Raw genomic sequence first — 25,710 nt, 5'->3', positions numbered from 1 at the left:
TTTGATGTGGATGGGTAAAAAATATTGAATCGATGCAATCATTCTAATTCCTTGAAATAAATCGACTCAATATGTTTTTGATACCTAAATTGACATTGTTTCGCTTGACTGATCATAACCTAATGATTTTATTGATTTTAATTGGAAATAAAATCTGCAGCAGCTGCTGCCGGACTGCACTTTCCCTCCGCTATGGCGCAGATGCTCCGTGCAAAATTCGGTCGCGTTGCCTTGCGGTGACGGCTGAAGTCTTGTGTTTCGGTAGAAAATTAATGACATGTATTTGATCGGTGTAATGTTTTGAATCGACTAATATTGAGTCGATTGTTGTGCGATTACGCTTATGAAAAATTTCATGGTAGGATTTCGCGCTTCAGTTGTTTCTGGTGTCGTTCCTATGTGGGTTCCTGAATACAGCGGCCATGGCCAGCCGGTTTACTTGATGATCGCCGACGCACTGGCGCGTGACATCGCTTCCGGGCACTTGGCCGCGGGCGAGCGCCTGCCCACCCTCAAGGAACTGGCTGAGGCGTTGAAAGTGACGCCGGGCACCATAGGCCGCTCCTACGACGAGGCGGCCAAGCGCGGCCTGGTGATCGGGGAAGTGGGACGGGGCACATTCGTGCTGCCGACCCGCGCTGTCTTGGCGCCGGTGGCCAGACTCGGCGTTGCCTCCAAGGTAGATACCGGGCAGATAGACCTGTCGATCATCAAGCCCTGCGACGCCGGCATGAGCGACTGGCTGCGAGGAGCAATCGAGGAGTTGGCGCAGGCGCCGGAGTTGGGATCGATCCTGGATTACGTCACCGACGGCGGCCATTCCGTGCATAAGGAGGCCGGCGCGTTGTGGGTGCAGCGCTGCCTGCCGGACGCCAACGCCCAACAGATCGTGTTGACCGCCGGTGCCCAACACGGCTTGCTGGTGGCCATCGGCGGCCTGTCCAGCGTCGGCGATATGATTCTGTGTGAGGAATATTGCTATCCGGGGATCATCTCCCTGGCCCACAGTCTGGGTCGTCGCCTGCACGGGGTGCAGGTCGATGAGTACGGCCTGGTGCCGGCGGCGCTGCGTGCTGCGTGCATTGAGCACCGGCCCACGCTGCTGGTGACGGTGGCCACGCACCAGAACCCCACCAACTCGATCATGCCCGAATCGCGTCGCCTGGAAATCGCCGAGATCGCCCGCGAGTTTGATCTGTACATCATCGATGATGATATCTACGGCTTTCTTGAGACACGCCCCGCGCACAAGCCGTTGTCGGCCTATGCCCCGGAGCGCTCGGTATACCTGACCAGCCTGTCCAAGAGCTTGCTACCGGCCCTGCGCATCGGTTACCTGTACGCGCCGCCGCAAACCCTATCGCGGCTGTCGTCCATGGTGCGCAGCAGTGTGTGGATGCCGTCGCCGTTGATGGCTCAATTGGCCAGCAACCTGATCACCAGTGGCCGTGGGGCGCAATTGGTGCGGGTGCAACAGGAGGAAGCTGCGGAGCGCCAGCGCCTGGCGCGGCAGCTACTGGGCTCGTACGACATTCGCACCCAACCCAACAGCTTCCATGTATGGCTCGAATTGCCCGAGCCCTGGACCAGCGACGAGTTCGCCAACCTCGCGCGCGCCAACGGCGTGATCGTGGTCAGTGGCAGCCAGTTCCTGGCCCAGCGCAGCGCCAGCACCCGTGGGGTACGCATCGCCCTGATGGGCCCTAGCCGTGCGGAGTTGGGGTTTGCGTTGACCAAGTTGGTCAGCCTGCTGGCTGCGCCGGAGCCGCGGTTGTTTTATTGATTGTTGTGGGGAGGGCGGTGGGAGGCCTGAAGGCGATTGTCTTGAGGTCTTTTGCGCTCTCAAGATTGAGCGCCGCTCGTGCGAGGTTCCCCGGCTCACCTTCTCTGCCGCGAGAGTTGGCAAACCGGATGTCAGCCTAGTCCTTTCATGATGCGACTCGCCCAAAACCTTGCGCGGCCAGTCACCCATTCGGCCTCGCGGTTTTTTAGGGTTCTTGTGATCTAGCTGCCCATCGTCGGATGGCTTTCTTTGCCGTTGGCGATATTTTTTAGCCATATGGCAGAGGAGGGAGGGCATGATTCCGGCGAGCAAAACCCTACAAGCAACAGCATACGATCCGGCCAGGCCTTTACCGCTGCTGTTTGGTGAAGGCACGAAACTCAAGATCACCAGCGCATTTGAGCTTCATTCGATGATGGAGAAAGGATTTCCGTCGGAGTTGGTAATCGCCCCCGCTACGTGACCACCATGTATTTTCGAAGGTGCTCGGGCTTTCGGATCGAACAGTGCAGCGGCGAACCTAAGCGGTGACAAATGAATGCCCTGCTATTATAATTTGATTATCATTGATCGATTTAGGCGACAGGCAATTCCATGGAAAACAAGACTGCACGACTGACTGTGCTCATTGATCCCGTCAAGAAAAAAGCCCTTGAGGAGCTTTGCGCGTCTCAGGACCTGACACCTTCTCAGGTCGTTCGTCAGCTGATTCGGGACTACCTCGAGACGCATGGCGTGTCCTACGCGACCAAAAGCAAAATTGCGGCCAATGCCAAGTAATTCATCCCTGTATGAGCGGGCACGACAAGTGCCTGCTCATCGCGCGTCATTCACTGTCTCCTACGTCTCGCCCTGACTCTCGTTGATCTGGGTATGACTGACCAGTGCGCCATTGAAGTCGGCATGATAATGCTGTGAACCGAGCACCTGAAGAATCCCGGCCCGGTCGAGTTTGCCAAGCACTTTCTCATTGGCTTCACACAGCTTTACGACAATGCCGCGCTTGTGCAGTTGCTCAATGACTTCGAGCAGCGTTTGCAACCCCGTGATGTCCATGAACGGCACGCGCTTCAGGCGAATAATCAACGTTCTGGGATCGGTGTGCGTTTGCGCCAAAACACGTTCAAAGGTTTCTGCGGCGCCAAAGAACAGAGGCCCCTCGATGGTGTAGACCAAAACACCGGGAGGAAGATGTGCATGTCCATTTGTACGCAACTCTGCCTCCAGCTCATCTTCGACCATTAGCTGTACCTCGACAGAGGACGCCATGCGACGCATGAATTGCAGCATGGCAAGAATCACCCCAATGTTCACGGCGATCGTCAGGTCACTGAATACGGTCAGGCCGAAGGTGATTAGCAGGATGGCAACGTCGGCTTTGGGCGCGCGTTTGACCATGCGTTTGAAGTGCTTCAGTTCGCTCATGTTGTAAGCGACCACGAACAAGATCGCCGCCAATGCGCAAAGCGGGATATCCGAAGCCAGCGGCGCCAGAAAGAAGATCAGCAAAATCAACGTGAGGGAGTGGGCAATGCCCGCGATTGGGCTATTGCCGCCATTGCGGATGTTGGTGGCCGTTCGAGCGATCGCCCCTGTCGCAGCGAAGCCACCGAACAGAGGGGTGACCAGGTTGGCAATGCCTTGTCCGATCAACTCCTGATTGGAGTCATGTTTGGTGCCGGCCATCCCGTCGGCGACAATCGCCGACAACAGTGACTCGATAGCCCCAAGCATCGCGATTGCAAACGCAGGGCCAATCAACTCAATGACCTGGGGCAGCGTTATTGCTGGAAGGCCGATTTGGGGAAGGCCTTGAGGAATGCCCCCAAATGCACTGCCGATCGTGGCCACGCCGTCGAACTGAAAATAGGCATGCAACGCCGTCACCACGACCATCGCGATCAGCGGGCCGGGAACACGCTTTAAACCCGGCAGTTTAGGCGCGAGGATCACCAGTGCCAGGCTCAGCAGGGCCAACAGTGTCGTGGGTACATGAAGGTTGGGGAATGCCTGGATGAGGTGCCACAGCCGCTGGTGGAAGTGCTCGCCACTGATTTTCGGCAAGCCCAGAAAGTCTTTCCATTGCCCGACCCAAATGATCACCCCGATGCCGGCGGTGAATCCCACAATCACCGGGTCAGGGATGAACTTGATAAGTGCGCCAAGTTTGGTGATGCCGAGCAGCAACAAAATTGCCCCGGCCATCATTGTCGCGACCTGCAAGCCATCAACGCCGTACTTGGCTGTCACGCTGGCCAGAATGACGATGAATGCGCCTGTGGGGCCCGCAATCTGCAGCCGGCTTCCGCCGAACAGCGAAACCAGCAAACCACCCACAATGGCCGTGTAGATCCCCTGTTCCGGCTTGACGCCGGAGGCGATGGCAAATGCCATGGCCAAGGGCAGCGCCACGACGCCGACGATGATCCCTGAGACGATATTTCCAAGCCAATGCTCGCGCCCTAACAAGCCCGCTTTCCAAGCTTCTCGTATCGCAATCATGACTAGCCTCGTTCTGGTGGCATGTGCATACTATTCACACGTTATGATAATAGCAAAGCAATTGGCCTAGCCTCGGTACAACACCGGCGACGCTCTAGATTCAGTGCTCAGAGAGCTGAGCCCTATGCTCGGAGACCGCGCATGAAACGCGAAGATGTCAAAACCAAACACGGGGAAGGCATGCACTTCGACACGCATGTGATAGCCAACCCGGCCAACACGCACGAGTGGATCATTCTTTTCAAAAAGGATGCCGGGAGAAGCTATTTTCTGGTCAATGACAACGAGGAAGTGGAGTCATTTGGACGCCTCGATGATCTGATCCATGAGCTTCGCGAGCTGGGTATCAAATCTGCCGAAGTACATTTCTGACAGCCACCCTCAGAAAGGTTGAGCAGGTCAGTAAAGATTGAGTTCTGTTAAAGAAAGAATCGACGCCCCCCATCCTTTTCCGCGATCGCCTGACACGGATCAACGCTGATCCGGCCCCATGAGCCGCGTCGACGCCCTTACGCGATTGTCGAAGTGCGTAGGGCGGCTCCAAGACGCGATAAGCAAACCCCGAGTCCTAGTGTGTCGTGCTTGGTGCGTAGCGCGCCGGGCTCTCGAGCGCGCAAAAAAAAGGCCACGCAAGGTGGCCTAAACGGGTTCAAGCATAGGAGGGCTCTATTGGCCAAAAAATACAGGCCCGCCCTGAAGTCTTAGGGCCAATAGCGTTGGTCTGCTGGCTGACAAACCCCTTCGTCAGCAGCATTCAAGCCGGCAACTCGATCCTGGTCTGTGGCTCAGGACCTCGTTGCCTTGTATTATAATAGTGTTAACATAATATTGTAATCAACGTCTAATTAGGGGCTCGCATGACTACCGACTTCAAGAAGGCTGCACTGGATTACCATGAATTCCCGACCCCAGGAAAAATCGGCATTGCGCTGACCAAGCCTGCCGATACCGCCGCCCAACTCGCACTGGCGTACAGCCCTGGCGTAGCCGAGCCCGTTCGCGAAATCGCGAAGGACCCGGAGAACGTCTATCGCTTTACCGGAAAAGGCAATCTGGTGGCCGTGATCACAAACGGTACGGCCATTTTGGGCCTCGGCGATCTGGGCCCCTTGGCCAGTAAGCCGGTCATGGAAGGCAAAGCGTTGCTGTTCAAGCGTTTTGCCGGTATCGACTCGATCGATATCGAAGTCAATGCCGAGAGTTCCCAGGCTTTTATCGACACCGTCGTGCGTATCGCCGACACCTTTGGTGGGATCAATCTGGAAGACATCAAAGCCCCTGAGTGCTTTGAAATCGAGGACGCACTGATCGAACAGTGCAACATCCCGGTCTTCCATGACGACCAGCACGGCACCGCCATCGTCACCGCGGCCGGCATGCTCAATGCGCTGGAGATTCAGGGCAAAACGCTGGAGAACGCGAGAATCGTCTGCCTCGGCGCCGGTGCCGCAGCCACGGCGTGCATGCGCCTGCTGCTCAGCCTTGGCGCGCAAAAAAGCAATCTGTACATGGTCGATCGTACCGGTGTCATCCACTCGGCGCGCAAAGACCTCAACCAATACAAAGCACAATTCGTTAACGACGGTGGCCCGCGCACGTTGATGGAAGCCATGAACGGTGCCGATGTGTTCGTGGGGTTGTCTGGCGCCAATCTGCTTCCGGCTGAAGCGTTGGCGGCGATGGCTCCCAAGCCGATCGTGTTTGCCTGCTCGAACCCCGATCCTGAAATCAGCTACGAGTTGGCCATGGCCACGCGTGATGACTTGATCATGGCGACCGGTCGCTCCGACTACCCGAACCAGGTCAATAACGTTCTGGGCTTTCCGTTCATCTTCCGCGGAACCCTGGATGTTCGGGCAACCCGGATCAACGAAGCGATGAAAATTGCGGCAGTGGAAGCACTGCGCCAATTGGCCAAAGAGCCAACCCCTGTGGAAGTGCTGCGAGCGTTCAACGTCGACAAGCTTGAGTTTGGGCGCGATTACATTCTCCCCAAGGCGCTCGATGCTCGCCTGCTCGGTGCAATCGCCGGCGCAGTGGCCAAGGCCGCTATCGACACCGGTGTTGCGAAGCTGCATTACCCGGCGCACTACCCGCTGTAAGCGGAGGTCAATCAGGCTGATGTGCGGCAGTTGCACGACCTTTTGCACGGTTGGCAGCTGTCGCACTCGGCGGACATCCGGCCGCCGCAGCTCCTGAACATCGACAGCCCGCCATTTGCAAGATCATCCGTTCTTGAATGATCCGAGCCACAACCCGTCTTCCTTTTATGCCTGCCTAAAAGCGATCTCACCCTGTCACGCACAGGCGTTCTAAGACCTTGGTATCATCCGGAAAACGCTGCTTTCTACCACGTGGAATTAGCATTGTATGTTAATGTTATGCGCGTCATCGATGGAGCAAATGACTGCACGCTTGATCCGGGCGCTCACCTGTAACCGCCGCATCCATAGCGAGAGCTGACACCCGTTCAGGTCGCTCGTCAATTGATCCGCAATGACCTGCGCGGTCACGGCGCGGAGGATGAAACATAGCACTCTGCCGCGGTGAAAGCCGTCAGACAGTCAATGCCTATCAGCAGACTCGTGACACCAGTCTCAGTGACCCCATCAATACAGCAGGCTGACACAGCGCTGTTAAGGAAGAGACCATGAGCAAAACCATCGCAATCATCAAGGGTGACGGCATCGGCCCTGAGATCATGCAAGCGACGCTACGCGTACTCGATGCCCTTGACTGCAATCTTCAGTACGACTTCGTTGAGGCCGGCTTGGAGGCCTTGCAGCAGCATGGGCAGCTGATGCCGCCCGCGTCCATCGATACGATCGCCAAACACGGCGTCGCACTCAAAGGCCCTCTGACCACGCCGATTGGCCGCGGCTTCTCCTCGATCAACGTCCACCTTCGCCGCCACTTCGATCTCTACGCCAACGTCCGACCGGCGATCAGTTTCCCCGGCACTCGTTCGCGCTTCGAGGGTATCGATATCATCACGGTGCGTGAAAATACCGAAGGGGCGTACCTGCCAGAAGGGCAAAGTATTTCGGAAGACGGCGAAGTCGCTCTGGCAAGCATTCGCGTAACACGCACAGCCTCCGAACGCATCGTGCGCTACGCGTTCGAGCTGGCTCGTAGCAAAGGCCGCAAAAAAGTGACCGCGGTACACAAGGCCAACATCATCAAGTCGTGCTCCGGGCTGTTCCTTGACGTGGCGCGTGAGGTTGCCGAGGATTATCCGGAAATCGAATTCCACGAGATGATCGTCGACAATGCCTGTATGCAGTTGGTGATGAATCCCCATCAATTCGATGTCATCGTCACCACCAACCTGTTTGGCGACATCCTTTCAGACCTGTGCGCAGGCCTGGTCGGTGGGTTGGGCTTGGCGCCGGGGTCCAACATCGGTGCCGATGCAGCCATCTTCGAAGCGGTCCACGGTTCGGCACCGGACATCGCCGGCAAGAACATCGCGAACCCGTGTGCATTGTTATTGGCCGCCGCAGACATGCTTGATTACCTGGGCATGGTGGACAAGGGCACGCGCATTCGTACTGCTATCCGCGTTGTTCTGGAAAACTCCCGTGACCAAGTGACACCCGATATGGGCGGGGCCGGTACCACTGAGTCCTTCGCCGATGCCTTGGTGGCCTACTTGCGTGCCTGAGTAGAGCGTCAGGAAACGCGCGCCAGCTCACTGCGAGCTGGCGACTTTCTACGTGTGCTCCACGCGGACCTGCCCGTAGGGCCGCTGGCTGGAAAACCTTCCGATACTCGAGTCCTCCAGCAGTCTTTTGTTGCCGTAACGTTGGCGTTAATAGACGTTAATCCAATATCATTATTTGCTGCGATCGCACTTGTAGATGCGCGAGGTGCCAAGGAAACAATTCAGAAATGAATTTCAGCTACCTTGATACCGATTTCGCGCAGCTCATGAATCAAATCATCAAGGTACCGAAAAGGTTCGATTTCTTCGTTGTCATTGACTAGGAAGAAGCTTCTTCCGGCATCCTTTTTAAAGAAGACGATCCACTCCTGGGTGTTGGCCGGGTTGGCAATCAAATGGGTATCAAACTGAATGCCTTCAGCGTATTTGGTTTTTACGTCTTCACGTTTCATACGGGTCTCCAAGCGCTCACGTAGTGCTGCTTTCATGCATGTCTCTGCCTCCTGGCAATCAATCAAAAGACCTCGTCCGGGCCTGAGGCCAGGGCGACGTCGATTGCCTTTCTATTATCACTGCATGATAATATTATGCACATATGATCCAGTGGAGGATAGTCGTGTGCAGAGCTGTCGAAGCGCCTGAGCCACGCGGGTCCGCGCGATGCCCTGGCGTTCAAGGCACACCGCCATGCGGCTGGCTTTGCTTTTGATTCAATGCATAAGGTTTCTGAATTTTAAGGACGACAGTCATCATGCGCAAAACAGCAATTGAGAAACGCCTTGCGCTGAATGCTCCGCCCCTGGAGCCAGGGCAACGACTGTTGGTTGGCCTTGAGCAATGTGTCGTCGTTCGGCAGCGAGAAACAGGGATCCATCAAGTTGTATTCGACTGCAAAGCCCCCAAGACTGCTCGGGTTTTTTGGGCGGAATATGAGTGGATGTTCATCGGCCGGATTAAGCGGCACGCTGAGCAAGATCCTTCATTGGAACGCTTTGTCTCGGTGCTGAGAGCAGGGTCTGAAGACTGATAGGCAGTCACGGCTCTGATCGACAGTACGCTTGGCTGAGCGCAGCCAGGTCGTGCCAGATAGAGAAAAGCCTGCAGCCATGCAGGCTTTTTTGCTGGTGTCGTTCCAGTCATCCAGGCGCACGGTGTGAGCAAGCCGAGCGACACTTCAATCCAGCAAGCGCTTCAACCCGGCGACGCCAACCGGCGGCTCCACTGTCCACGGCACTACGATGACAGCATGGTTGGTTTCTTCGGCCACTCTCGCCATTTGTTTGCGCTCGCTATCCAGGCGCGCTCGTAGCAGCGGGTCTGTCGTATCGGTGGCCAGCAACGACTTATTGACCACCCAGGCAAACGGTTCGATGTCGGCCCTGCGCAAGTCATCCTGCAGCGCCGCCGCCTGCGACACCGGGGTGGCTTCGGGCAGCGTGACGAGGATGATCTTGGTGTAGTCCGCATCTTGCAGGCGCATCAACGGCGTCACGATGTGGTCCGAGGCTTTGCCTTTGAATTCGCGAACCATCTGGCGGTGATAGGCGCCTGTGGCGTCCATCAGGAGCAGGGAGTGACCTGTGGGGGCTGTGTCGAGTACCACGAATGCACTTCTGGCTTGCGCAACCACACGGGAGAATGCGTGGAACACCGCGACCTCTTCGGTACATGGAGATTGCAGATCCTCGATGAGCAAGGCGGTTTCGTCTTCCGTCAGGCTTGGCGCGCGGGAGGCGACGATCTTGTCCACGTACTTTTGGGTCTCGACCTTAGGGTCGATGCGGCCGACGCTGAGTCCCTGCACGTCGGCATTGAGGGTTACCGCCAGATGCGCCGCAGGATCTGTCGTACTCAGGTGTACGGACTTGCCATGCTGTACCAGTCCCAGGGCGATGGCGGCGGCAATGGTGGTTTTGCCCACGCCGCCTTTGCCCATGACCATGATCAGGCCGCGCTGGTCGTGGGCTAACTCGGCGATCAATTCCGCGAGTGCGTGATATTCCAGGCGCGACGGTACTGGGTTTGCAATGCTGGCTGGGACAGCAAGCTCGGGTGTCAGCAGTGCGCGAAGCGCGGGCAAGCCAACCGAATCCACGGCCTTGAGTGGGATGTAGTCGGCTGAAAGCTGACGCAGTGACGCGGGCATCTCGTCGAGCGCCTGCTGGCCCATAGCTTCGATCGCGGCGGCGATCGGGTCATTCAAGTCGCTGCGTTTAAATACAGCATTGACCACCAGGCGCTGGTGGTTCAAGCCCAGTTCACGGAGTTCGTCGCTGGAGCGTGCAGCCTCGCTGAGCGCGCCTTTATCAGGGCGCGTCACCAGAACAACGGTAGTCAGGGCTGGATCATTGAGCGCCACTAATGCCTGATTGAACAACTGCTCCTGCATTTTCAAGCCCGAATGCGGCCCCAGGCATGATGCGCCACGATCGTTGCCTTTTAGAAAACCGCTCCACGCTTTTGGCAGGCTCAACAATCTGAGCGTGTGCCCCGTGGGCGCGGTATCGAACACGATGTGGTCATACGCCGCGCTGCCCTGCGACAGCAGGTGGGAGAACTCATCGAAGGTTGCGATTTCGGTCGTGCATGCCCCGGAGAGTTGCTCACGCACCAAGGCGATGTCTTCATCGCGGGCCTGGTCGCCCATTTGCTCGATCACCCGGGCCCGATAGTCAATTGCTGCGGTCCCTGGGTCGATATTGAGCACGAACATTCCAGGCACGTGCGGCACCGCGACAGGCTGATTGCTCAGCTCGACGCCGAGCATCTCGTCAAGGTTCGAGGCGGCGTCCGTGCTGACCAGCAGTACCTTCTTGCCTGCCTCGGCCAGGGCGAGTGATACCGCGGTTGAGACCGACGTTTTGCCGACACCGCCCTTGCCGGTGAAGAACATATATCGGGTGGGTTGATCGAGCAATTTGAGGGTGGGCTGCATGACACGCTGACTCCCTTGCGGAGCATGACTGGGTTTTGCAGTTTAGACCGATGTTCAGAATCGCCAATGGGGTCATATCAATCAAACGGTAATTTTTACCGTCCTGATAGAGGAGTGTTCTGTCGGAAGAGGGCGGTAATCCACAGCCCAAGTGAACAGCCTGTTTGGCTGGTTTTTGCCCTGCGGATCACATCGTCGAGCGTGCTGCAATTCAAATAATTGGAAAACAGAGAAAAGCCCCACAGCACACACCGATTTTTCGACGTAGGTATTTCTTTAAAAAGCCTTGATCATCGACGCCGCTCTCTCACAACAAGAGGGCAAATCTGAAAAGCAAAGACGAGCTGGCTGACAGTCATCCGCCTGTGGAGTTGTTTGCTCTAGAAAAAGGTTGGCATTGAGACTTGCTCCCCAGTAGTTAGTTGAATGCCTGCATAACTTGACGTGATAAGGAATAGTCGTGTGAATAAAAAATTAATCGTATGCACATTGTTGGCGTGCTCTGCATTTTCGGCGCTCAGCCATGCGGCGGACGGCACTATTAACTTCACCGGTACGATCACCGATGCCGCGTGTACTGTTACACCCGGTACTGCCAATCAGACGGTGACAATGGGGACGGTCAGTTCAACGGCATTGGCCAATGTCGGCGATACCGCGGCCCCGACCCGGTTCGATATCGTCCTGACTAACTGCCCGGCCACGGCCACCAGCGCGGTCGTAAAGTTTGATGGCCCGACCGACGGGAATAACAGCAGTTTGATTGCCCTGACGAGTGGGGCTGGAACCGCCGAGGGTGTGGCGATCGGTGTGTATGAGGGGGATGCCGCTACGTTGATTCCCGTGGGCTCCCCGTCCGTCAGCAAGCCTCTTTCTCCGGTAGCCGACACCACCTTCAACTTCTTCGCCAAATATGTGGCAACCGCTCCAGTGGTGGCCGGTTCCGGCAACGCCGTCAGTGATTTCACAGTTATTTATAACTGATCACTAAGACAGGCCGGGCACGCTGCTCGGCCTTCTCAACAAGTGGGTTTGCTCACGTGCAGGCTTGAGCAAAGCGTCGGTAGGAGATACGTCGATGGGGTGGCTGAAATACATGTTAACCGCCGGCCTGCTGGTCGGTACGGTGCATACAGCTATTGCGGGTGTGGTGGTGGGGGGCACGCGGGTGGTGTACGACGGCTCAAGGAAAGAAGCCTCGATTTCGGTGAAAAACACCGAGAAGACCAAGCCGTATCTGATTCAGTCATGGGTCGATGACGGGGCGCAGACTGCACTTGGCAAGGCGCCGTTTATCATGACGCCGCCGCTGTTTCGGCTGGATGCCGAGCAGGAGAATGTGCTGCGCATCATTCGCACCGGAGGGGATTTTCCGCAGGACAGAGAGTCGGTGTTCTGGGTGAATATCAAGTCGATTCCCGCCTCGGAAAAAACCGAAGAAAACCAACTGCTGATTTCTGTGAAGAGTCGGATAAAACTCTTCTATCGCCCGCCGGGAATGCCAGGAGAGTCGCTGAATGCTTATAAGGCACTGGTCTTTACGCGGGTAGGTAAAGCGTTGCAGGTCAACAACCCTACGGCGTATCACGTGTCTTTTTTTCGCGTGAGCGTGGGTGACCAGGTTATTAACGATGCCGGTATGGTTGCTCCCAAAAGTACATTGGCCTGGCCGATGCCGGAAGGTGCAAGTGGAGCCGTCAGTTGGCAAGCCATCAATGATTATGGCGGTATTACGCCGCAGGCCAGTGCGCCACTCTAATTCATAAGGGCTGTTAGTTTTAACGGCTACCTGTTTCGTTAATGCGTTGGATCAACCGCCCTTTGGTGTTGGGGTGGCGGGCACTGTGTTGCCCGGATTGCGGGGCTTCTTATATGAACGCTATAAATAATGGAATGCTACGCCTGAAACTAAAGGTGCTGGCCGCGCATGCACTCAAATGCATGATAGGCATTACGCTGTGTGCGTCCAATGCGCTGGCGCGCGAGTATTTCAATGCCAGTGCCTTGGAGATCGACAATGCAGAACAAACGTGGGTCGACCTCGACGCATTCTCCAATCAGGGCGGGCAGTTGCCTGGAAGTTATTCAGTGGACCTCTACTTGAACGACCGACGAATAGCCAGTCGTGATATTAACTTCGTTGCGCTGGACGGTCTGTTGCAACCTGAACTTACCCCACGACAATTACAGGAGATGGGCGTCAAGTTGCAGGCGTTTCCTGCGTTGCGCGAACTGCCCCAGGAAACCCCCATCAGCAACCTGCAGGCATACATTCCAGATGCGGGCAGCGTGTTCAACTTTCATCAGCGCCGTCTGGACATCAGCATTCCCCAAGCGGCGCTCACCCGTGAAGCACGCGGGCAGATTGATCCTGAACAGTGGGACCAAGGCCTGCCGGCCGCGCTGCTCAATTACAGTTTCAGCGGTGCGAACACCCGGCGCGAAGGGCGTTCCGGCAGCGATGACAATTACTACCTGAACCTGCGCAGCGGGTTGAACCTGGGCGCCTGGCGGCTACGTAACTACTCGACTTACACCCAAGGTGACAGCCGAGCCCAATGGGCCAGCCTCAATACGTACCTTCAGCGTGATGTGCATTCGTTGAAGAGCCAGTTGGTCGTGGGGGACAGCTTCACGCCGGGGGAGTTGTTCAACAGCGTGCAGTATCAGGGCATTCAATTGGCCTCGGACGACAACATGTACCCCGACAGCCTGCGTGGGTTCGCCCCGGTGGTGAGAGGCATCGCTCGCAGCAACGCCCAGGTGACGGTGCGCCAGAACGGTTACATCATCTATCAGACTTATGTGCCCGCTGGCGCATTCGAAATCACGGATTTGTACCCCACGTCTTCCAGCGGCGATATGGAAGTCACCATCACCGAGGCTGATGGCAGCGTGCGCAGCTCGATTCAGCCTTTTTCGGCGGTGCCGGTGATGGTCCGGGAAGGGCGCTTCAAGTATTCGCTGGTCGCGGGCGAATACCGTTCGACGGCGAGCAAGAGCAGCACCCCCGCATTTGCCCAGGGTACGCTGATTTACGGGTTGCCCGGCGACACCACCGTATACGCGGGTGTCCTTGCCTCGGCGAAGTATTCGGCGACGTCCTTGGGTGTCGGCCACGGGTTTGGCGAATGGGGCTCGCTTTCCATGGATGTGAGCCAGGCCCGCACCGAGTTGCGCCAGGGTTCCCGGCACGATGGTCAGTCGGTGCGCTTTCAATATGCGAAGGATATCGCGGCCACCAACACCACGTTCACCCTGGCCGGTTACCGTTATTCCACCAGCGGTTATTACGATTTCCAGGAAGCCAATGAGATCGACCCCGGCAACTTCAATGACTGGCGACGCCTGTATAACCGGCGCAGCCGTGCGCAACTCAATATCAATCAGTCCCTGGGCGAATACGGCAACTTTTATATCAATGGTTATCAGCAGGACTTCTGGCGACAAACCGGTTACGAACGGAGCCTGAGTGCCGGTTATAACCTGAGCCGGGGCGGCGTGACCTACGGTTTGAGTTATGCCTACACGCAGACCCCCGCGTATAACGGGCGCAAGCGCAATGACCAGCAACTGGCATTCAATATCCAGTTGCCGTTGGGGAGTGCTCTGCGTAATAGCTGGGTGAATTACAACCTGAATACCGATGCACAGGGAAAGACCGCCCACGAACTGGGGCTCAGTGGCGCGACGCTGCCGGACGATAATCTGATCTACAGCGTCAGCCAGGGTTATGCCAGCCCAGGGCAAGGCAACAGCGGCAATGCTCACGCGACGTATAAAGGCGCTTACGCGGAAACCAAGCTCGGTTACAACTACGAGCGACACTCCCGACAACTCAACTATGGCGCGCAGGGTGGCGTCGTTGCGCACCCGTTCGGCATCACCTTCTCCCAACCCCAGGGCGAAACCATGGCACTGGTGCGGGCGCCTGGTGCTGCCGGGGTCAAAGTGCAAAACAACACCGGGGTCAATACCGATTGGCGCGGTTATGCGCTGGTTCCTCATGTCAGCACCTATCGTCGCAACCGCATTGCGTTGAGCACCGAAACACTGGCCGATGACATCGACATCGAGGCCAATACCCAATCGGTCATCCCGACCCGTGGCGCCTTGGTGCTCGCGGATTTCCAGACCCGCGTCGGCAGCCGGGTACTGATGGCCCTCACATATCAGGGAAAACCCGTCACGTTCGGCGCCAGCGCAACGCTGGTGCAAGAGTCGACGACGTTTGCCAGCAGCGGCATTGTCGGCCTGGAAGGGGAGGTTTATCTAAGCGGCATGCCGGAACAGGGTGAAGTGAAGGTTCAGTGGGGCGAGCAAGCGGACCAACAATGCACGGCAGCTTTTGTTTTACCGATATCCATTGAAGGGTCGCAGCCGTTTTCAATCATCAGGACGTTATCGGTGTCATGCAATTAATCGAGGGCTTTTTATGCTGGGTGTACAACGGACGCTGATTAGGTTGTTCTGTTTTGGCAGTGCGGCATGGGTTTTAACGGTGTTATCGAATAACGCATTGGCATCGTGCCGTTTTTACAATGGCGTGTCGTCGGCGTTGACGCGAACGGTAAATTTTGGAACGTTGATTGTCCAGCGTGATACTCCCATCGGCACGGTTTTGGCAACCGCCAATACCGGCGCCTACAATGGTGGCCGGTATTTTTACGGCTGCAGTGTGAATTATGTGCATCGCTTTGCAATGGAACAGTTCAGAGTCATCAGCGCATATGGGAATAACGTATACAACACCAATATAGCGGGTGTGGGGATTCGTGTATTATTCTTCGGCGGCGCTATGCCTTACGATGTCAACTTCAACGGGCCCAGCACTGTTGCGCTGCCTGAACCCGGAATTACCGTGCAGTTGGTAAAAACCACTTCGGGGGCAGTTGGGGCCGGTGTTCTGACGAATGGAAGACTCGCCTCAGGCAGTATCGTTAATTATTTTTATGCTGCTTACGCCAGCCTGTCCGGCAGCAATACCATCATTCCCGTCGCTTGTTCGGTCTCCAATACGTCCATCCCTGTGCCCATGGGCAATGTGCCGCGAAGCCAGTTCACCGGCCCGGGAAGCGCGGGAGATGAAATCAACTTTTCCATCCCGCTCGATTGCGATGCCAATACACGGGTCAAAGTTGCCCTGGATGGCAACGCCCACAGCTCCGGGATTGCTGGGGTGCTGGCACTGAATGCGTCTCCTACCGCCGCAACCGGGGTTGGCGTAAGGCTCTACTACAACAATGCCCCCGTCACGCTTAGAACGCCGATTGCCGCGGGCACTACGGTCAGCGACGGCCCCTATGCAATCCCGTTGGTGGCACGTTACTACCAGACCGATGCCAACGTTACCGCCGGCCAGGCCAACAGCACCGCGACGTTTACCATGACCTACAACTGACCAAACCCGAAGGTCGGACGTAGCGCTGCGGGGTGTGGGGTGTGGGAATTTTCTGCTGTAATGCCGGGGCTAGAGCAGGCGCGGCCCTGCGGCACTAACCTGGTTTTTCACGGTCAACAGCCCCCGCACCATCGTTGATGGTTGTCGGTTTATCCTCAGCCAAAAGATCTAGAACATGTACCTACGCAACATTGCAGTCGGGCTGTCGGCCCTTGTTTTACTCTCGACCGCGGCCCATGCCCGCAGTCTGCCTGACCTCTACACGGCCACCGAACAACGTGCCTCCTTTGATGGCTGTGCCGATCTTTTCCCCGCCGCCAAACCCATCAACACTGCCACCGTGCCCGCCAGCATGCGGCCCCTGGCCCTGTGTTCGGACAATTTTGCGGTGCTCTATTCGCAGACCAGCAAGACGCCGCTGGTGGTGGTCGAGCGCCTGAACGCCGAGCAATTGCAGGATGCCAAGGGCGAGGAGCGCACCAACCTGTTCTACCCCGACCCGCGCATCCCCAAGGATGGCCGTGCAGAGTTGAGCGACTACCACAGCCAGCATCCGGCCGTCGACCGTGGCCACCAGTCGCCGGCCGCCGACGCACCGAACGCCCATGCCATGGCGCAGTCGTTTGCACTGTCGAACATGGTGCCGCAAGACCCTACCAACAACCGTAAGATCTGGAGCAAGGTCGAGGCGGATGTGCGCAAGTTCGCCAAGCGCGCTGGCGGTGATGTGTTTGTGTTCACCGGCCCGTTGTTTGACCCCGGCTACGGCACCATCGGCGACAACCAGGTCTGGGTGCCGACGCGCCTGTTCAAGCTGGTGTACGACGCTTCGTCGAAACGCGCCTGGGCTTACGTGCTGCCCAACGCGCAGACGCGCATCCAGCGGCCAATGGACTATGACGCGTTCGTGAAGAGTACCGGGCTGAAGTTGCTCGGTAATCTTCCGGTCTCCGGGTCAGTAGGGCGCACGTAAGAGGGGGAGTCACCCAGCGTCGTGCTACGCCACATCGAGCGTGCGAAACTCGACGGTGAGGTGACTCACTTCATGCACCGGTTTGAGGCGCTCGCGAATGCTGTCGGCATCCGCTGTGGAGCGGCCGACAACGCTCACGATTGCCGCATGCACACCGGGCCCTACCTGCCAGACGTGCAAGTCGGTAATCGTCGCGTCGCCCGGTTGTTCCACCAGCTCCCGGATCTCCGCAGCAACATGCTCATGGGTCTGATCGAGTAGTACGCCGGCAGTCACGCCCATCAAGCTCCAGGCCCAGCGTGCGATCACGATGGCGCCGACGATACCCATCAACGGGTCGAGCCAGACCCAACCCAGGTACCGCCCCGCGAGCAGCGCAGCGATTGCCAGCACCGAGGTCAGTGCATCGGCGAGCACATGCACATAGGCGGATCTCAGGTTGTTATCGTGGCCATGGTGGCCGTGGGCATGTTCGTGTTCGTGTTCGTGATCATGCCCATGGCTATGACCGTGGCCGAGCAACAGCGCACTGACGATATTGACCACCAGCCCCACCACGGCAATCAGCGTCGCGGTGCCGAACTGCACGTCGGTCGGTTGCAACAGGCGCATGACCGACTCGATGCCAATGCCCAGGGACACCAGCGCCAGGATCAGCGCCGAGGCAAAGCCGCCCAGATCACCGACCTTGCCGGTGCCGAAGCTGAACCGCGGGCTCGACGCATGGCGTCGGGCATAGGCGTAGGCCGCGGCGGCGATGCCCAACGCACCCGCGTGGGTGGCCATATGAAAACCGTCGGCCAGCAGGGCCATCGAACCGGTGAGGGCGCCGGCGGCGATTTCCGCGACCATCATCACCACCGTCAACATCACCACCCATAAGGTGCGCTTGGCGTTTTCTTCGTGGGCCGAGCCGAGGAAGACATGCTCGTGGGTATGATCAAGGCTCATTTGGAGTACCGCCGAATGGCTTCAAGCAACTCTTCGACGCCCTGGTTGCGTTCTTCCTCGCTGAGGGATGGGTCCGCCACATGCGCCCGGGCATGTTCTTCGATGATTTCTTCCATCAAGCCGTTGATGGCGCCGCGTGTGGCGGCGACCAGGTGCAGGGTCTTGGCGCAATCGCTGTCCGATTCCAACGCTCTTTCCACCGCTTGAATCTGACCGGCAATGCGCTTGACGCGCTTGATCAGACTGTCTTTGTTGGCCGCTATATGGCTCAAAATATACCCCCCCTACCTATGAGGCGCGGAGCATGGCATACCCCGCCCCCCTATGCAATCTTCCGCCGAGAGACAGACCCTCTCGGTTTATACTCGACGGTCTGGTCATCAACCCCCTTCAAATGAATTGAGATACCTCATGAGCACCTCTCTTTCCACAACCTCTGCGCGCAAGCCTGTCGCGCCCCTGGTGGCCTTTGTGCTCCTGGTGCTGGGCGCCGTGTTCCTGCACAACCTTGTCGGCATGCGCCAGGTGCTGTTGCTGGTCGTCGGCGCGGCGCTGGGCTTGACCCTGTACCACGCCGCCTTCGGTTTCACCTCGGCCTGGCGCGTGTTTATCAATGACCGGCGCGGCGCCGGTTTGCGTGCGCAAATGGTGATGCTGGCGATAGCGGTATTGCTGTTCTTCCCGGCGCTGGGGGCGGGCACGTTGTTCGGCCAGCCGGTGGTCGGGCTGGTAGCGCCGGCCGGGGTATCGGTGGTGTTCGGTGCGTTCATTTTCGGCATCGGCATGCAGCTGGGCGGCGGCTGTGCGTCGGGCACCCTGTTCACCGTGGGCGGCGGTAATGCGCGCATGTTGGTGACGCTGTTCTTCTTTATCTGTGGTTCGTTGATCGCCACGCACCATGTGGGCTGGTGGTTTGCACTGCCGGCGTTCCCGGCGACGTCGATCGTCAAAAGTGTCGGCGTCATGCCGGCGCTGCTTCTGAACCTGGCGGTGTTCGGCCTTATCGCAGCCGTCAGCGTGCGCCTGGAAAAGGCCCGTCATGGTCAACTGGAAGCCGGCGTGACCAGCGAGCATCAAGGCTTGCGCCGCTTCCTGCGTGGCCCCTGGCCCTTGGTGTGGGGCGCGATTGGCCTGGCCCTGCTCAATTACGCAACCCTGGCCCTGGCCGGGCGACCGTGGGGCATCACCTCGGCGTTCGCGCTGTGGGGCGCCAAGGTGGCGAGTGGCCTGGGTGTGGAGGTGGGCAGTTGGGCGTTCTGGCAAATGCCGGGCAACGCCAAGGCCCTGGCCGCGCCGGTGTGGGAAGACATCACCAGCGTGATGGACATTGGCATCGTCCTCGGTGCGCTCCTGGCCGCCGGCCTGGCCGGGCGTTTCGCCCCCAACCTGAACATTCCTGCGCGCTCGCTGATGGCGGCGGTGATCGGTGGCCTGCTGCTCGGTTACGGCTCGCGCCTGGCCTACGGTTGCAACATCGGCGCGTACTTCAGCGGCATCGCCTCCGGCAGCCTGCATGGCTGGGTGTGGCTGGTGGCGGCGTTCATCGGCAACAGCGTCGGCGTGCGGTTGCGCCCGTTCTTCTTTGCCGGCGAGCGGCCGCAGGTGGCGTTGAGCGGGTGCTGAGAATGCCCGCACACGTGCTGCCCCGATGCGCTTTGTCTTGAGCCACCCTTTGTTTTAATTGTGGGGTGTCGGCTGCAGAAACTGTGTGATCAGCGCAACGACCTGCTGCTGGATCACCTGCCGTGGCCGCGCGCCGTCGCCGTCCCGGCAGATCACGCCATCGCCTGGCGAATCTTCCTCAATCAACGCCACCGCGCCGGGCTTGCAGCTCGACATAAAGCTGAAGTGGGTGGCGTCGCTGATCGCTACGTAGCGCGTCGAGGCTGTTGGTAGGCGCCTGGCCAAGTCGGCGGACTCCAACTCGGCGGGCATATCCTCCGAGGGCACCGCTCCCGCGATCACCAGCGTCGGCACTGACAATGCGGCCAGACTGGCGTCGGTCATACCGCGTGACAGGCCCAGGTCCAATGACACCACGGCGCTGACGCGCTTGTCGCGCAGGTCCGCGGCCAGTTGGGCCTTTGCGGCTGGCGTGTTGGCGGGGTTGATCTGGTGGTAGACGATGCAACCGCCCAACTTCGGGTGTGCGTCGCAGTCCTGGGTGAAAAGGTCGGGGTCGAACCGTGCCCCGGCGAGTTCCATCACGGTCCAGCCACCGAGGGAATGGCCTGCCGCAGCGATCCGGTTTTTGGCGACCGCGCCAAATTGCTTCGGCTGCGCCAGCACCGCATCGATGGCCCGGCTCACGTCTTTGGGCCGTTGCCATAACTGCGCGGCGGCTTGCGGGCTGCGATCCCTGGTGGTGGTGCCCGGGTGATTGACCGCTGCGACGATGTAACCCCGGTGCGCCAATGCACTGGCCAGCCACGCCTGATTGCCCCAATTACCGCCGTAACCGTGGGAGAGCACAACCAGCGGATGCTCGCCGCTCGCCGGCGGCGCGTTGGGCACCGCGAGGGCGCCGATAAAAGCCACGCTGTCGGCGATCGGTTCGGCGGTTGCGGTGGTGGCGGCGGGGTACCAGACGACCATCTCCAGCGGACGCTCATGGTGAGCATCGGCCAGCGTAGCGGTTTGGAAGCCGATGGCGTTGTCGACCGCGAGCGCGGGCGCGGGCGTGGTCAGGCAGATCAGGAGCAGAGCGGCGAGGGCGGTTTTCACGGTTTCTATCGTCCTTGATGTGAGCGCCGCATCATAGCCTGAAAGGCTGCCCAGCCAGATACTCGCGAGCAGCCCAACACGCGCGACCTCTGGCTGAACATGCTGTTCCCGCTACTCGAACATCCGACATCGACCCCTTGGGGGCCTACGCATGCGTAAGCCCAGTCAGCGTATCCGCAATCGTCTTGGTCCGTTGCGCGGTCCCCTCGGTGGCGCGGCTTGACGCCTCCAGCGCATCGAGCATTTCGCGCAAGGCGCCGACGCCGCTGGACTGGTCTTCAATCTGCTGGGCAACACGCTGGATTTCGCCGGACAGCAGGTCGATATCCACACCGATTTCCGCCGCATTCTTGCGGGTGATTTCCGCCAGCTTGCGCACCTCATCCGCCACTACCGCAAAACCGCGGCCCAGGTCGCCTGCGCGCGCGGCTTCGATGGCGGCGTTGAGCGCCAGCAGGTTGGTCTGGCCGGCGATTTGCTGAATCACCTGCACAATCGACTGGATACGCAAACTCGAACCGGCCAGGGTCCGCGCGCCGACTACGGCATCGTCCGCCTGGCTGGACAAGCCCTCGACCGTCGCCCCGGCCTTTGCAGACACGCTGTTCTGCTGGTCGATGGTGCCCACCAGTTCGTCCATCGAGGCGTGCAATTCGCCGGAGTAATGCTTGATCTGCGAGGCGATTTCCGCCTGTTGACGTTCGGCCTGGGCCAGCACTTGGCCGAGGTCTGCCAGGCCCTCGAACACCGGCAGGATATTGCTGTCCAGCCCGCGGGTATTCAGGGCGCCGCTGAAGTCATTGTTTTTGAACGCGGCAATCTGCTTGACCACCACATGGTTTAATCCGGCCAGCTTATTTACCTGGCGGCGTAGGAAGAAGGCTTTGAACTCGCCGTAGTGCGCAATGAAGTTGTCCAGGTATTCGTCGCTGTAGCTGGCGCCCTTGGCCACTCGAAAGAAGAAAATCGCGGTCAGGGTCTGGTTCAGGTTCAGGCCAAGGATTTCACCGAAGGTCGACAGCCCCGCCAGCGGCACATCGCCAAACGTCCCGGCCATGCTGCCCAATTCGCTGGGGTTGTTCAGCCTGCGCAAAATGCAGTCATTGAGAATGCCCGCCACCGGCTGGCCGCCCTTGCCGCGCAGGAACTGCGCGTAGTCCGTGCGGGTGGCCTCACGCAACGGCGTGCGCCGCACCATCACCAGCTCCTCGCCGGGGGCCACGTCGCAATACAGCTGGACGATCTGCTGTTCATAGTCGATCCGTGCGATGGAGCGCACGAACAATTCATTGCCCACGCGGATGGCAAACGAGAAATCCGCCAACTTCGCTTCCAGCGCCTGGGGCGCGCAACTGAACGCGTCACACAGCGCCTGCACCATGCTCTTGATATTGCCCGCGCTGTCGATCACCTGGTCAATCGTGCGGTCCTCTTCGGAGGCGGTCAGCACGCTGAAGGTCAAGTCAGCCGGTTTGAAATTCTGGCTTTTAAATACGCCAAAACGCACATTCGCGGCGGTTTTCAGGAACACGATCTGTGCGTGGTTCTGATAACTGCGCTGGCCGTCATGGATCAGGGTTTTCTGGAAATCCAACTTACCCCCGGCCGAACCGCCGACAAACAGGCAGGGGAAGCGCCCCGACTCATACAGCGCCTCCATGAAAAACGACTCCGACGCGGACAGCCCATCGAACACCACATAGGCCAGGGTGTCGCGATGGTCGATCGGCGTGTGTGCCTGTACCCGCTTGATATTGCTCGTCAGCTTGGCAATCCGCTCCTTCATCCCCATGCGCTTGCCGCCGCTGCGGATGTCCTCACACTCCAGCGGCACCATCACCACCTCGGCCGAGGCGATCAGGCTGTCGTCGAACAACTGCAGGACAATCCGGTCCCAGCGCTCGCCGGTAGTGCAATACAGCGAATTCGCCGCGTTGCACAACTCGCCAGCGGTGGTACACAGGCTGATGCTGGTGTGGGGAAAGCGACGCTTGAGCTTGGCGGCAATCTGGTCGATGTCCAGGTGCGGAGAGATGAAACCGGTGATCAGCACGGGCGCGATGCGCAGGTTGGCCAATGAGGACTCCAGTTCATTGGCGGTGCAGGTGAGGGTGGCGGTGCCTTGTCGATCGGCCCGGGCTTTTTTTAGAAGGTTGAGTGGGTTCATGGCGGCGGGCTCGATCCAGTGAGGGGCGCATGCGTTGGGCTTGCGGTTAATCAAGTTATCGGCCGATATGGCGGGGGCTGGAGCCGTAACAGAGGGGGTGCGACAAAGTGAACAGGACAATTTATTGCCGCCATTTAACTGGCGAATAAGTGTGCCCCCTTTATCGCGGATCAGTGTAGGCGTTGACTGATAACTTCACCGGTCTTGGCATCTTCCAGCCAGATTTCCCATTGATTGAGGCCAATATACTTAGCGCGCGCAATTGTCTTTTGGTCGCGGGCGCCATTGAACTCAAGGTCGGCAAACATAAAGTGTCGAAGCCGCTGGTATTCCAACTGGATCTACGGTTGCGCGGTCCACACGGCCAGTTCATAGCCGTCGGGATCAATGAAGTGGAACCTGCTTCCACCGGGGAACGCAAAAATTTCGCGGGAGATCACTGCGCCCAGAGCCTTGAGCCGCTGTTGCGCGTCTGCCAGATTGTCCGAATACAAGATGATTAAAGGGCCGCCCGGTCGAACCGGCTCCCCGGTGGTGAAACCACCGGTCAGCCGGCCATCGCTGAATTCGGTATAGGTCGGACCGTAGTCGACGAACGTCCAGCCGAAGGCGTTGCCGTAGAAGGCTTTGCTGCGGGCAATGTCGCTGACATTGAATTCAATATTGTCGATCTGTCGATCTTGACCACGAACGCTCATGGTTGCCTCCTTGGCGAATGTCCAAAGCGGCGATTGTAACGGTTCGAGCGTTGAAATGTCGCTGGGAACAAGGCGCTAAGCCTTGCCATACGCCATGTACTCGTTCTGCAACACGATGTGATCCGCCACGTACTTCGCATCATGCCAAACCCCATAGATAAACGACGACGCCCGGTTCACCAGGTTTGGCAGGCCCAGGAAATAGATCCCGCTCTGCGCCGAAATCCCGCGTTTGTGGAACGGTTCGCCGTTCTCGTCGAACGCATCCACCTTCAACCAACTGAAGTCGAACTTGAAGCCGGTGGCCCATAGAATCGTGGTCACGCCGGCTTCGGCCAGGTCCAGGCTGAGGGTCGGGTTCAGCAGGCATTGCGGGTCGGGCAGCAGTTCCCAGGCTTGCGGTTCTTCGGGGAACGGCAAGCCGTTTGCCTCGATGTACGCATCGGCGTCGCGCAGTACGTCGAAGTACGCCCGATCGCCCTGCGCCACGTTGGCGGCCAGGCCGGGGGCGAAGGTCATGACGCCAGCGTTCCACTGTTCGGTGACGCCCACCAGGTTGATCCCTTGATGCGCGAGGCGGCGGAAGTCGACGGTCTTGCCGCCTTCGTAGCCGCTGACGGCAAAGGCCACGTGTTTTTTCTTCGGCTGGATTTTGACTTCGTCCCACAGGCCCAGGGCGCCGAGCCACCAGCAGTAGTCGCGGCCGCGGTAGGCGCGGGGAGGGCGGTAGTGTTCGCCGACCGAGAGGTACACGGTTTTGCCGGCCTTTTGCAGTTCTTCGGCGATTTGCGCGCCGGAGGCCCCGGCGCCGACCACCAGCACGGCGCCTTCGGGCAGTTGGCCGGGGTTCTTGTAGGCGCAGGAATGCAACTGATGCAGCGGCGCGGTGGCGGGGACGATGTCCGGGATCGAGGGGCGTTGGAACGGGCCGGTGGCGGCCACCACGTTAGCGGCCTCGATCACGCCCGCCGAGGTGGTCACCTTGAAGCCGGGGCGCCCGACATGGCGCTCCACTTGCTGCACTTCGACGCCGGTACGCACCGGGGCGTTGAGCATTTCGACATAGGCTTGGAAGTAGTCGGCCATGCGCTCCTTGGGCGGGAAGGCTTCGGGGGAGATGCCCTCGAATTTCAGGCCGGGGAAGCGGTCGTGCCAGGCCGGGCCGTTGGCGACCAGCGAGTCCCAGCGCTCCGAACGCCAGCGCTCGGCGATGCGGCTGCGCTCCAGCACGATATGCGGCACGCCCATCAGGGACAGGTGTTCGCTCATGGCGACGCCGGCCTGGCCAGCGCCGACTACCAGGGTGTTGATGGTTTCTACTGACATAGGAAGGGCCTGAATAGTAAGAAGTCTGTCTGAAAAGAACGGGCGCGGTCGCGGTGGACCGCCAATGTGGACGCGTGGGTGATACCGTTCACTGCGGCGGCTCTGTGAGCAGTTCGGCCACCGCCGTGAGTGCCAGTTGGTAACCCAGCGCGCCCAACCCGGCGACCACGCCGGTGGCGGCTTTGGACACGTAGGAGTGATGCCGGAAGCTTTCGCGCTTCCAGATATTGCTCATGTGCGCTTCGATGATCGGGCCGTCGAACGCCAGCAGTGCATCGAGGATCGGCACCGAGCTGTAGCTCAGCCCGGCGGCGTTGATCACGATGGCGTCGGCGTTCAGGCGGGCCTCTTGAATCCAGTCCACCAGCACGCCTTCATGGTTGCTCTGGCGAAAGTCCAGGGTCAGGCCCAACTCCGCGGCGTGGCCCTGGCAACGCGCTTCGATGCTGGCGAAGCTGGCACTGCCGTAGGTGCCGTCCTTGCCCAGCCCATAGAGGTTAGCGTTGGGGCCATTGAGGAAGTACACGGTGTGGGGCATGAGGTTCTCCGGCTTATTCGGCGAGGTGCAGCACGAGGTGGGCGTCGG

Annotated in this window: 23 protein-coding genes; 13 read left to right on the top strand and 10 right to left on the bottom strand. The window is 58.9% G+C overall.

Going from position 1 to position 25,710, the window contains the following annotated elements:
- The first annotated feature begins 397 nt into the window (after positions 1 to 397).
- From LQ249_RS21835 to LQ249_RS21825, 3 genes are all read left to right on the top strand, one after another.
- Positions 398 to 1,783: an aminotransferase-like domain-containing protein gene (locus LQ249_RS21835; RefSeq protein WP_128192368.1), complete on the top strand. Its 1,386-nt coding sequence runs from the start codon at positions 398 to 400 to the stop codon at positions 1,781 to 1,783.
- A 295-nt stretch (positions 1,784 to 2,078) separates the two neighbouring features.
- Positions 2,079 to 2,246 (top strand): hypothetical protein, encoded by a 168-nt coding sequence (locus LQ249_RS21830; RefSeq protein WP_158243621.1) that lies wholly within the window; start codon positions 2,079 to 2,081, stop codon positions 2,244 to 2,246.
- A gap of 131 nt (positions 2,247 to 2,377) precedes the next feature.
- Positions 2,378 to 2,563, top strand: a complete 186-nt coding sequence (locus LQ249_RS21825; RefSeq protein WP_017845887.1) for a ribbon-helix-helix protein, CopG family — start codon at positions 2,378 to 2,380, stop codon at positions 2,561 to 2,563.
- Between the two features lie 60 nt (positions 2,564 to 2,623).
- Here LQ249_RS21825 and LQ249_RS21820 read toward each other — a convergent pair whose 3' ends face one another.
- Positions 2,624 to 4,285: a SulP family inorganic anion transporter gene (locus LQ249_RS21820; protein ID WP_026139891.1), complete on the bottom strand. Its 1,662-nt coding sequence runs from the start codon at positions 4,283 to 4,285 to the stop codon at positions 2,624 to 2,626.
- Between the two features lie 141 nt (positions 4,286 to 4,426).
- Between LQ249_RS21820 and LQ249_RS21815 the strand changes: the two genes are divergently transcribed.
- From LQ249_RS21815 to LQ249_RS21805, 3 genes are all read left to right on the top strand, one after another.
- The gene (locus LQ249_RS21815; protein WP_017845889.1) at positions 4,427 to 4,657 is read left to right on the top strand and encodes a hypothetical protein; all 231 of its coding nucleotides are present in this window, start codon (positions 4,427 to 4,429) and stop codon (positions 4,655 to 4,657) included.
- A gap of 485 nt (positions 4,658 to 5,142) precedes the next feature.
- A complete protein-coding gene (locus tag LQ249_RS21810; protein ID WP_046382600.1) occupies positions 5,143 to 6,387 on the top strand; it encodes a malic enzyme-like NAD(P)-binding protein in 1,245 nt (414 codons plus the stop codon).
- A 548-nt stretch (positions 6,388 to 6,935) separates the two neighbouring features.
- Positions 6,936 to 7,949, top strand: coding sequence for an isocitrate dehydrogenase (locus LQ249_RS21805; protein ID WP_079444408.1), 1,014 nt, complete (start codon positions 6,936 to 6,938; stop codon positions 7,947 to 7,949).
- A 221-nt stretch (positions 7,950 to 8,170) separates the two neighbouring features.
- On the opposite strand, the gene LQ249_RS21800 is transcribed toward LQ249_RS21805, so the two are convergent.
- Entirely contained in the window at positions 8,171 to 8,401 is a 231-nt protein-coding gene (locus LQ249_RS21800; protein ID WP_017845892.1) for a hypothetical protein, read from the bottom strand.
- 299 nt (positions 8,402 to 8,700) lie between these two features.
- Between LQ249_RS21800 and LQ249_RS21795 the strand changes: the two genes are divergently transcribed.
- Complete coding sequence (locus LQ249_RS21795) at positions 8,701 to 8,976, top strand: hypothetical protein (RefSeq protein WP_046382602.1); 276 nt, start codon at positions 8,701 to 8,703, stop codon at positions 8,974 to 8,976.
- Between the two features lie 147 nt (positions 8,977 to 9,123).
- Here LQ249_RS21795 and arsA read toward each other — a convergent pair whose 3' ends face one another.
- A complete protein-coding gene (gene arsA / locus LQ249_RS21790) occupies positions 9,124 to 10,884 on the bottom strand; it encodes an arsenical pump-driving ATPase (RefSeq protein WP_079444407.1) in 1,761 nt (586 codons plus the stop codon).
- A gap of 462 nt (positions 10,885 to 11,346) precedes the next feature.
- Here arsA and LQ249_RS21785 point away from each other — a divergent pair, with 462 nt between their 5' ends.
- The 5 genes from LQ249_RS21785 (at position 11,347) to LQ249_RS21765 (ending at position 17,258) form a co-directional block, all read left to right on the top strand.
- Positions 11,347 to 11,868, top strand: coding sequence for a fimbrial protein (locus tag LQ249_RS21785; RefSeq protein WP_017845895.1), 522 nt, complete (start codon positions 11,347 to 11,349; stop codon positions 11,866 to 11,868).
- 94 nt (positions 11,869 to 11,962) lie between these two features.
- Positions 11,963 to 12,643, top strand: coding sequence for a fimbrial biogenesis chaperone (locus LQ249_RS21780; protein ID WP_057005953.1), 681 nt, complete (start codon positions 11,963 to 11,965; stop codon positions 12,641 to 12,643).
- 113 nt (positions 12,644 to 12,756) lie between these two features.
- The gene (locus LQ249_RS21775; RefSeq protein WP_232565901.1) at positions 12,757 to 15,306 is read left to right on the top strand and encodes a fimbria/pilus outer membrane usher protein; all 2,550 of its coding nucleotides are present in this window, start codon (positions 12,757 to 12,759) and stop codon (positions 15,304 to 15,306) included.
- A gap of 13 nt (positions 15,307 to 15,319) precedes the next feature.
- Positions 15,320 to 16,285, top strand: coding sequence for a fimbrial protein (locus LQ249_RS21770; RefSeq protein WP_052735766.1), 966 nt, complete (start codon positions 15,320 to 15,322; stop codon positions 16,283 to 16,285).
- Between the two features lie 175 nt (positions 16,286 to 16,460).
- Positions 16,461 to 17,258, top strand: coding sequence for a DNA/RNA non-specific endonuclease (locus LQ249_RS21765; RefSeq protein WP_046382606.1), 798 nt, complete (start codon positions 16,461 to 16,463; stop codon positions 17,256 to 17,258).
- A 24-nt stretch (positions 17,259 to 17,282) separates the two neighbouring features.
- Here LQ249_RS21765 and dmeF read toward each other — a convergent pair whose 3' ends face one another.
- Both dmeF and LQ249_RS21755 read right to left on the bottom strand, forming a co-directional pair.
- Positions 17,283 to 18,209, bottom strand: a complete 927-nt coding sequence (dmeF, locus tag LQ249_RS21760) for a CDF family Co(II)/Ni(II) efflux transporter DmeF (protein ID WP_232565900.1) — start codon at positions 18,207 to 18,209, stop codon at positions 17,283 to 17,285.
- Positions 18,206 to 18,481 carry a metal/formaldehyde-sensitive transcriptional repressor gene (locus LQ249_RS21755; protein WP_017849380.1) on the bottom strand — a complete coding sequence of 92 codons (276 nt, stop codon included), beginning with the start codon at positions 18,479 to 18,481 and terminating at the stop codon, positions 18,206 to 18,208. The genes dmeF and LQ249_RS21755 overlap by 4 nt, the downstream gene beginning before the upstream one ends.
- Before the next feature lie 139 nt (positions 18,482 to 18,620).
- Here LQ249_RS21755 and LQ249_RS21750 point away from each other — a divergent pair, with 139 nt between their 5' ends.
- A complete protein-coding gene (locus tag LQ249_RS21750; protein WP_046486823.1) occupies positions 18,621 to 19,832 on the top strand; it encodes a YeeE/YedE family protein in 1,212 nt (403 codons plus the stop codon).
- A 54-nt stretch (positions 19,833 to 19,886) separates the two neighbouring features.
- Here the strand turns inward: LQ249_RS21750 and LQ249_RS21745 are convergent, their stop codons facing one another.
- The 5 genes from LQ249_RS21745 to LQ249_RS21725 form a co-directional block, all read right to left on the bottom strand.
- The gene (locus LQ249_RS21745; protein WP_232565899.1) at positions 19,887 to 20,933 is read right to left on the bottom strand and encodes an alpha/beta hydrolase family protein; all 1,047 of its coding nucleotides are present in this window, start codon (positions 20,931 to 20,933) and stop codon (positions 19,887 to 19,889) included.
- 145 nt (positions 20,934 to 21,078) lie between these two features.
- A complete protein-coding gene (locus LQ249_RS21740) occupies positions 21,079 to 23,100 on the bottom strand; it encodes an FIST N-terminal domain-containing protein (RefSeq protein WP_079444404.1) in 2,022 nt (673 codons plus the stop codon).
- 341 nt (positions 23,101 to 23,441) lie between these two features.
- Positions 23,442 to 23,798, bottom strand: coding sequence for a VOC family protein (locus LQ249_RS21735; RefSeq protein ID WP_177029995.1), 357 nt, complete (start codon positions 23,796 to 23,798; stop codon positions 23,442 to 23,444).
- Between the two features lie 75 nt (positions 23,799 to 23,873).
- Positions 23,874 to 25,124: a flavin-containing monooxygenase gene (locus tag LQ249_RS21730; RefSeq protein ID WP_104902741.1), complete on the bottom strand. Its 1,251-nt coding sequence runs from the start codon at positions 25,122 to 25,124 to the stop codon at positions 23,874 to 23,876.
- 88 nt (positions 25,125 to 25,212) lie between these two features.
- Positions 25,213 to 25,662 (bottom strand): type II 3-dehydroquinate dehydratase, encoded by a 450-nt coding sequence (locus tag LQ249_RS21725; protein ID WP_169865565.1) that lies wholly within the window; start codon positions 25,660 to 25,662, stop codon positions 25,213 to 25,215.
- Positions 25,663 to 25,710: the final 48 nt, after the last annotated feature.

It is taken from the genome of Pseudomonas sp. 7-41, from assembly GCF_021233075.1.
Classification (GTDB): Bacteria; Pseudomonadota; Gammaproteobacteria; order Pseudomonadales; family Pseudomonadaceae; genus Aquipseudomonas; species Aquipseudomonas veronii.
The sequence above is the reverse complement of the archived record's forward strand: the minus strand, read 5'-3'. Positions and strand labels throughout refer to the sequence as shown.

Coding starts and splice junctions, on each gene's coding strand:
- LQ249_RS21835 (WP_128192368.1), top strand. CDS start 398: ATGTGGGTTCCTGAATACAGCGGCCATGGCCAGCCGGTTTACTTGATG.
- LQ249_RS21830 (WP_158243621.1), top strand. CDS start 2,079: ATGATTCCGGCGAGCAAAACCCTACAAGCAACAGCATACGATCCGGCC.
- LQ249_RS21825 (WP_017845887.1), top strand. CDS start 2,378: ATGGAAAACAAGACTGCACGACTGACTGTGCTCATTGATCCCGTCAAG.
- LQ249_RS21820 (WP_026139891.1), bottom strand. CDS start 4,285: ATGATTGCGATACGAGAAGCTTGGAAAGCGGGCTTGTTAGGGCGCGAG.
- LQ249_RS21815 (WP_017845889.1), top strand. CDS start 4,427: ATGAAACGCGAAGATGTCAAAACCAAACACGGGGAAGGCATGCACTTC.
- LQ249_RS21810 (WP_046382600.1), top strand. CDS start 5,143: ATGACTACCGACTTCAAGAAGGCTGCACTGGATTACCATGAATTCCCG.
- LQ249_RS21805 (WP_079444408.1), top strand. CDS start 6,936: ATGAGCAAAACCATCGCAATCATCAAGGGTGACGGCATCGGCCCTGAG.
- LQ249_RS21800 (WP_017845892.1), bottom strand. CDS start 8,401: ATGAAACGTGAAGACGTAAAAACCAAATACGCTGAAGGCATTCAGTTT.
- LQ249_RS21795 (WP_046382602.1), top strand. CDS start 8,701: ATGCGCAAAACAGCAATTGAGAAACGCCTTGCGCTGAATGCTCCGCCC.
- arsA (WP_079444407.1), bottom strand. CDS start 10,884: ATGCAGCCCACCCTCAAATTGCTCGATCAACCCACCCGATATATGTTC.
- LQ249_RS21780 (WP_057005953.1), top strand. CDS start 11,963: ATGGGGTGGCTGAAATACATGTTAACCGCCGGCCTGCTGGTCGGTACG.
- LQ249_RS21775 (WP_232565901.1), top strand. CDS start 12,757: ATGAACGCTATAAATAATGGAATGCTACGCCTGAAACTAAAGGTGCTG.
- LQ249_RS21770 (WP_052735766.1), top strand. CDS start 15,320: ATGCTGGGTGTACAACGGACGCTGATTAGGTTGTTCTGTTTTGGCAGT.
- LQ249_RS21765 (WP_046382606.1), top strand. CDS start 16,461: ATGTACCTACGCAACATTGCAGTCGGGCTGTCGGCCCTTGTTTTACTC.
- dmeF (WP_232565900.1), bottom strand. CDS start 18,209: ATGAGCCTTGATCATACCCACGAGCATGTCTTCCTCGGCTCGGCCCAC.
- LQ249_RS21750 (WP_046486823.1), top strand. CDS start 18,621: ATGAGCACCTCTCTTTCCACAACCTCTGCGCGCAAGCCTGTCGCGCCC.
- LQ249_RS21740 (WP_079444404.1), bottom strand. CDS start 23,100: ATGAACCCACTCAACCTTCTAAAAAAAGCCCGGGCCGATCGACAAGGC.
- LQ249_RS21735 (WP_177029995.1), bottom strand. CDS start 23,798: ATGAGCGTTCGTGGTCAAGATCGACAGATCGACAATATTGAATTCAAT.
- LQ249_RS21730 (WP_104902741.1), bottom strand. CDS start 25,124: ATGTCAGTAGAAACCATCAACACCCTGGTAGTCGGCGCTGGCCAGGCC.
- LQ249_RS21725 (WP_169865565.1), bottom strand. CDS start 25,662: ATGCCCCACACCGTGTACTTCCTCAATGGCCCCAACGCTAACCTCTAT.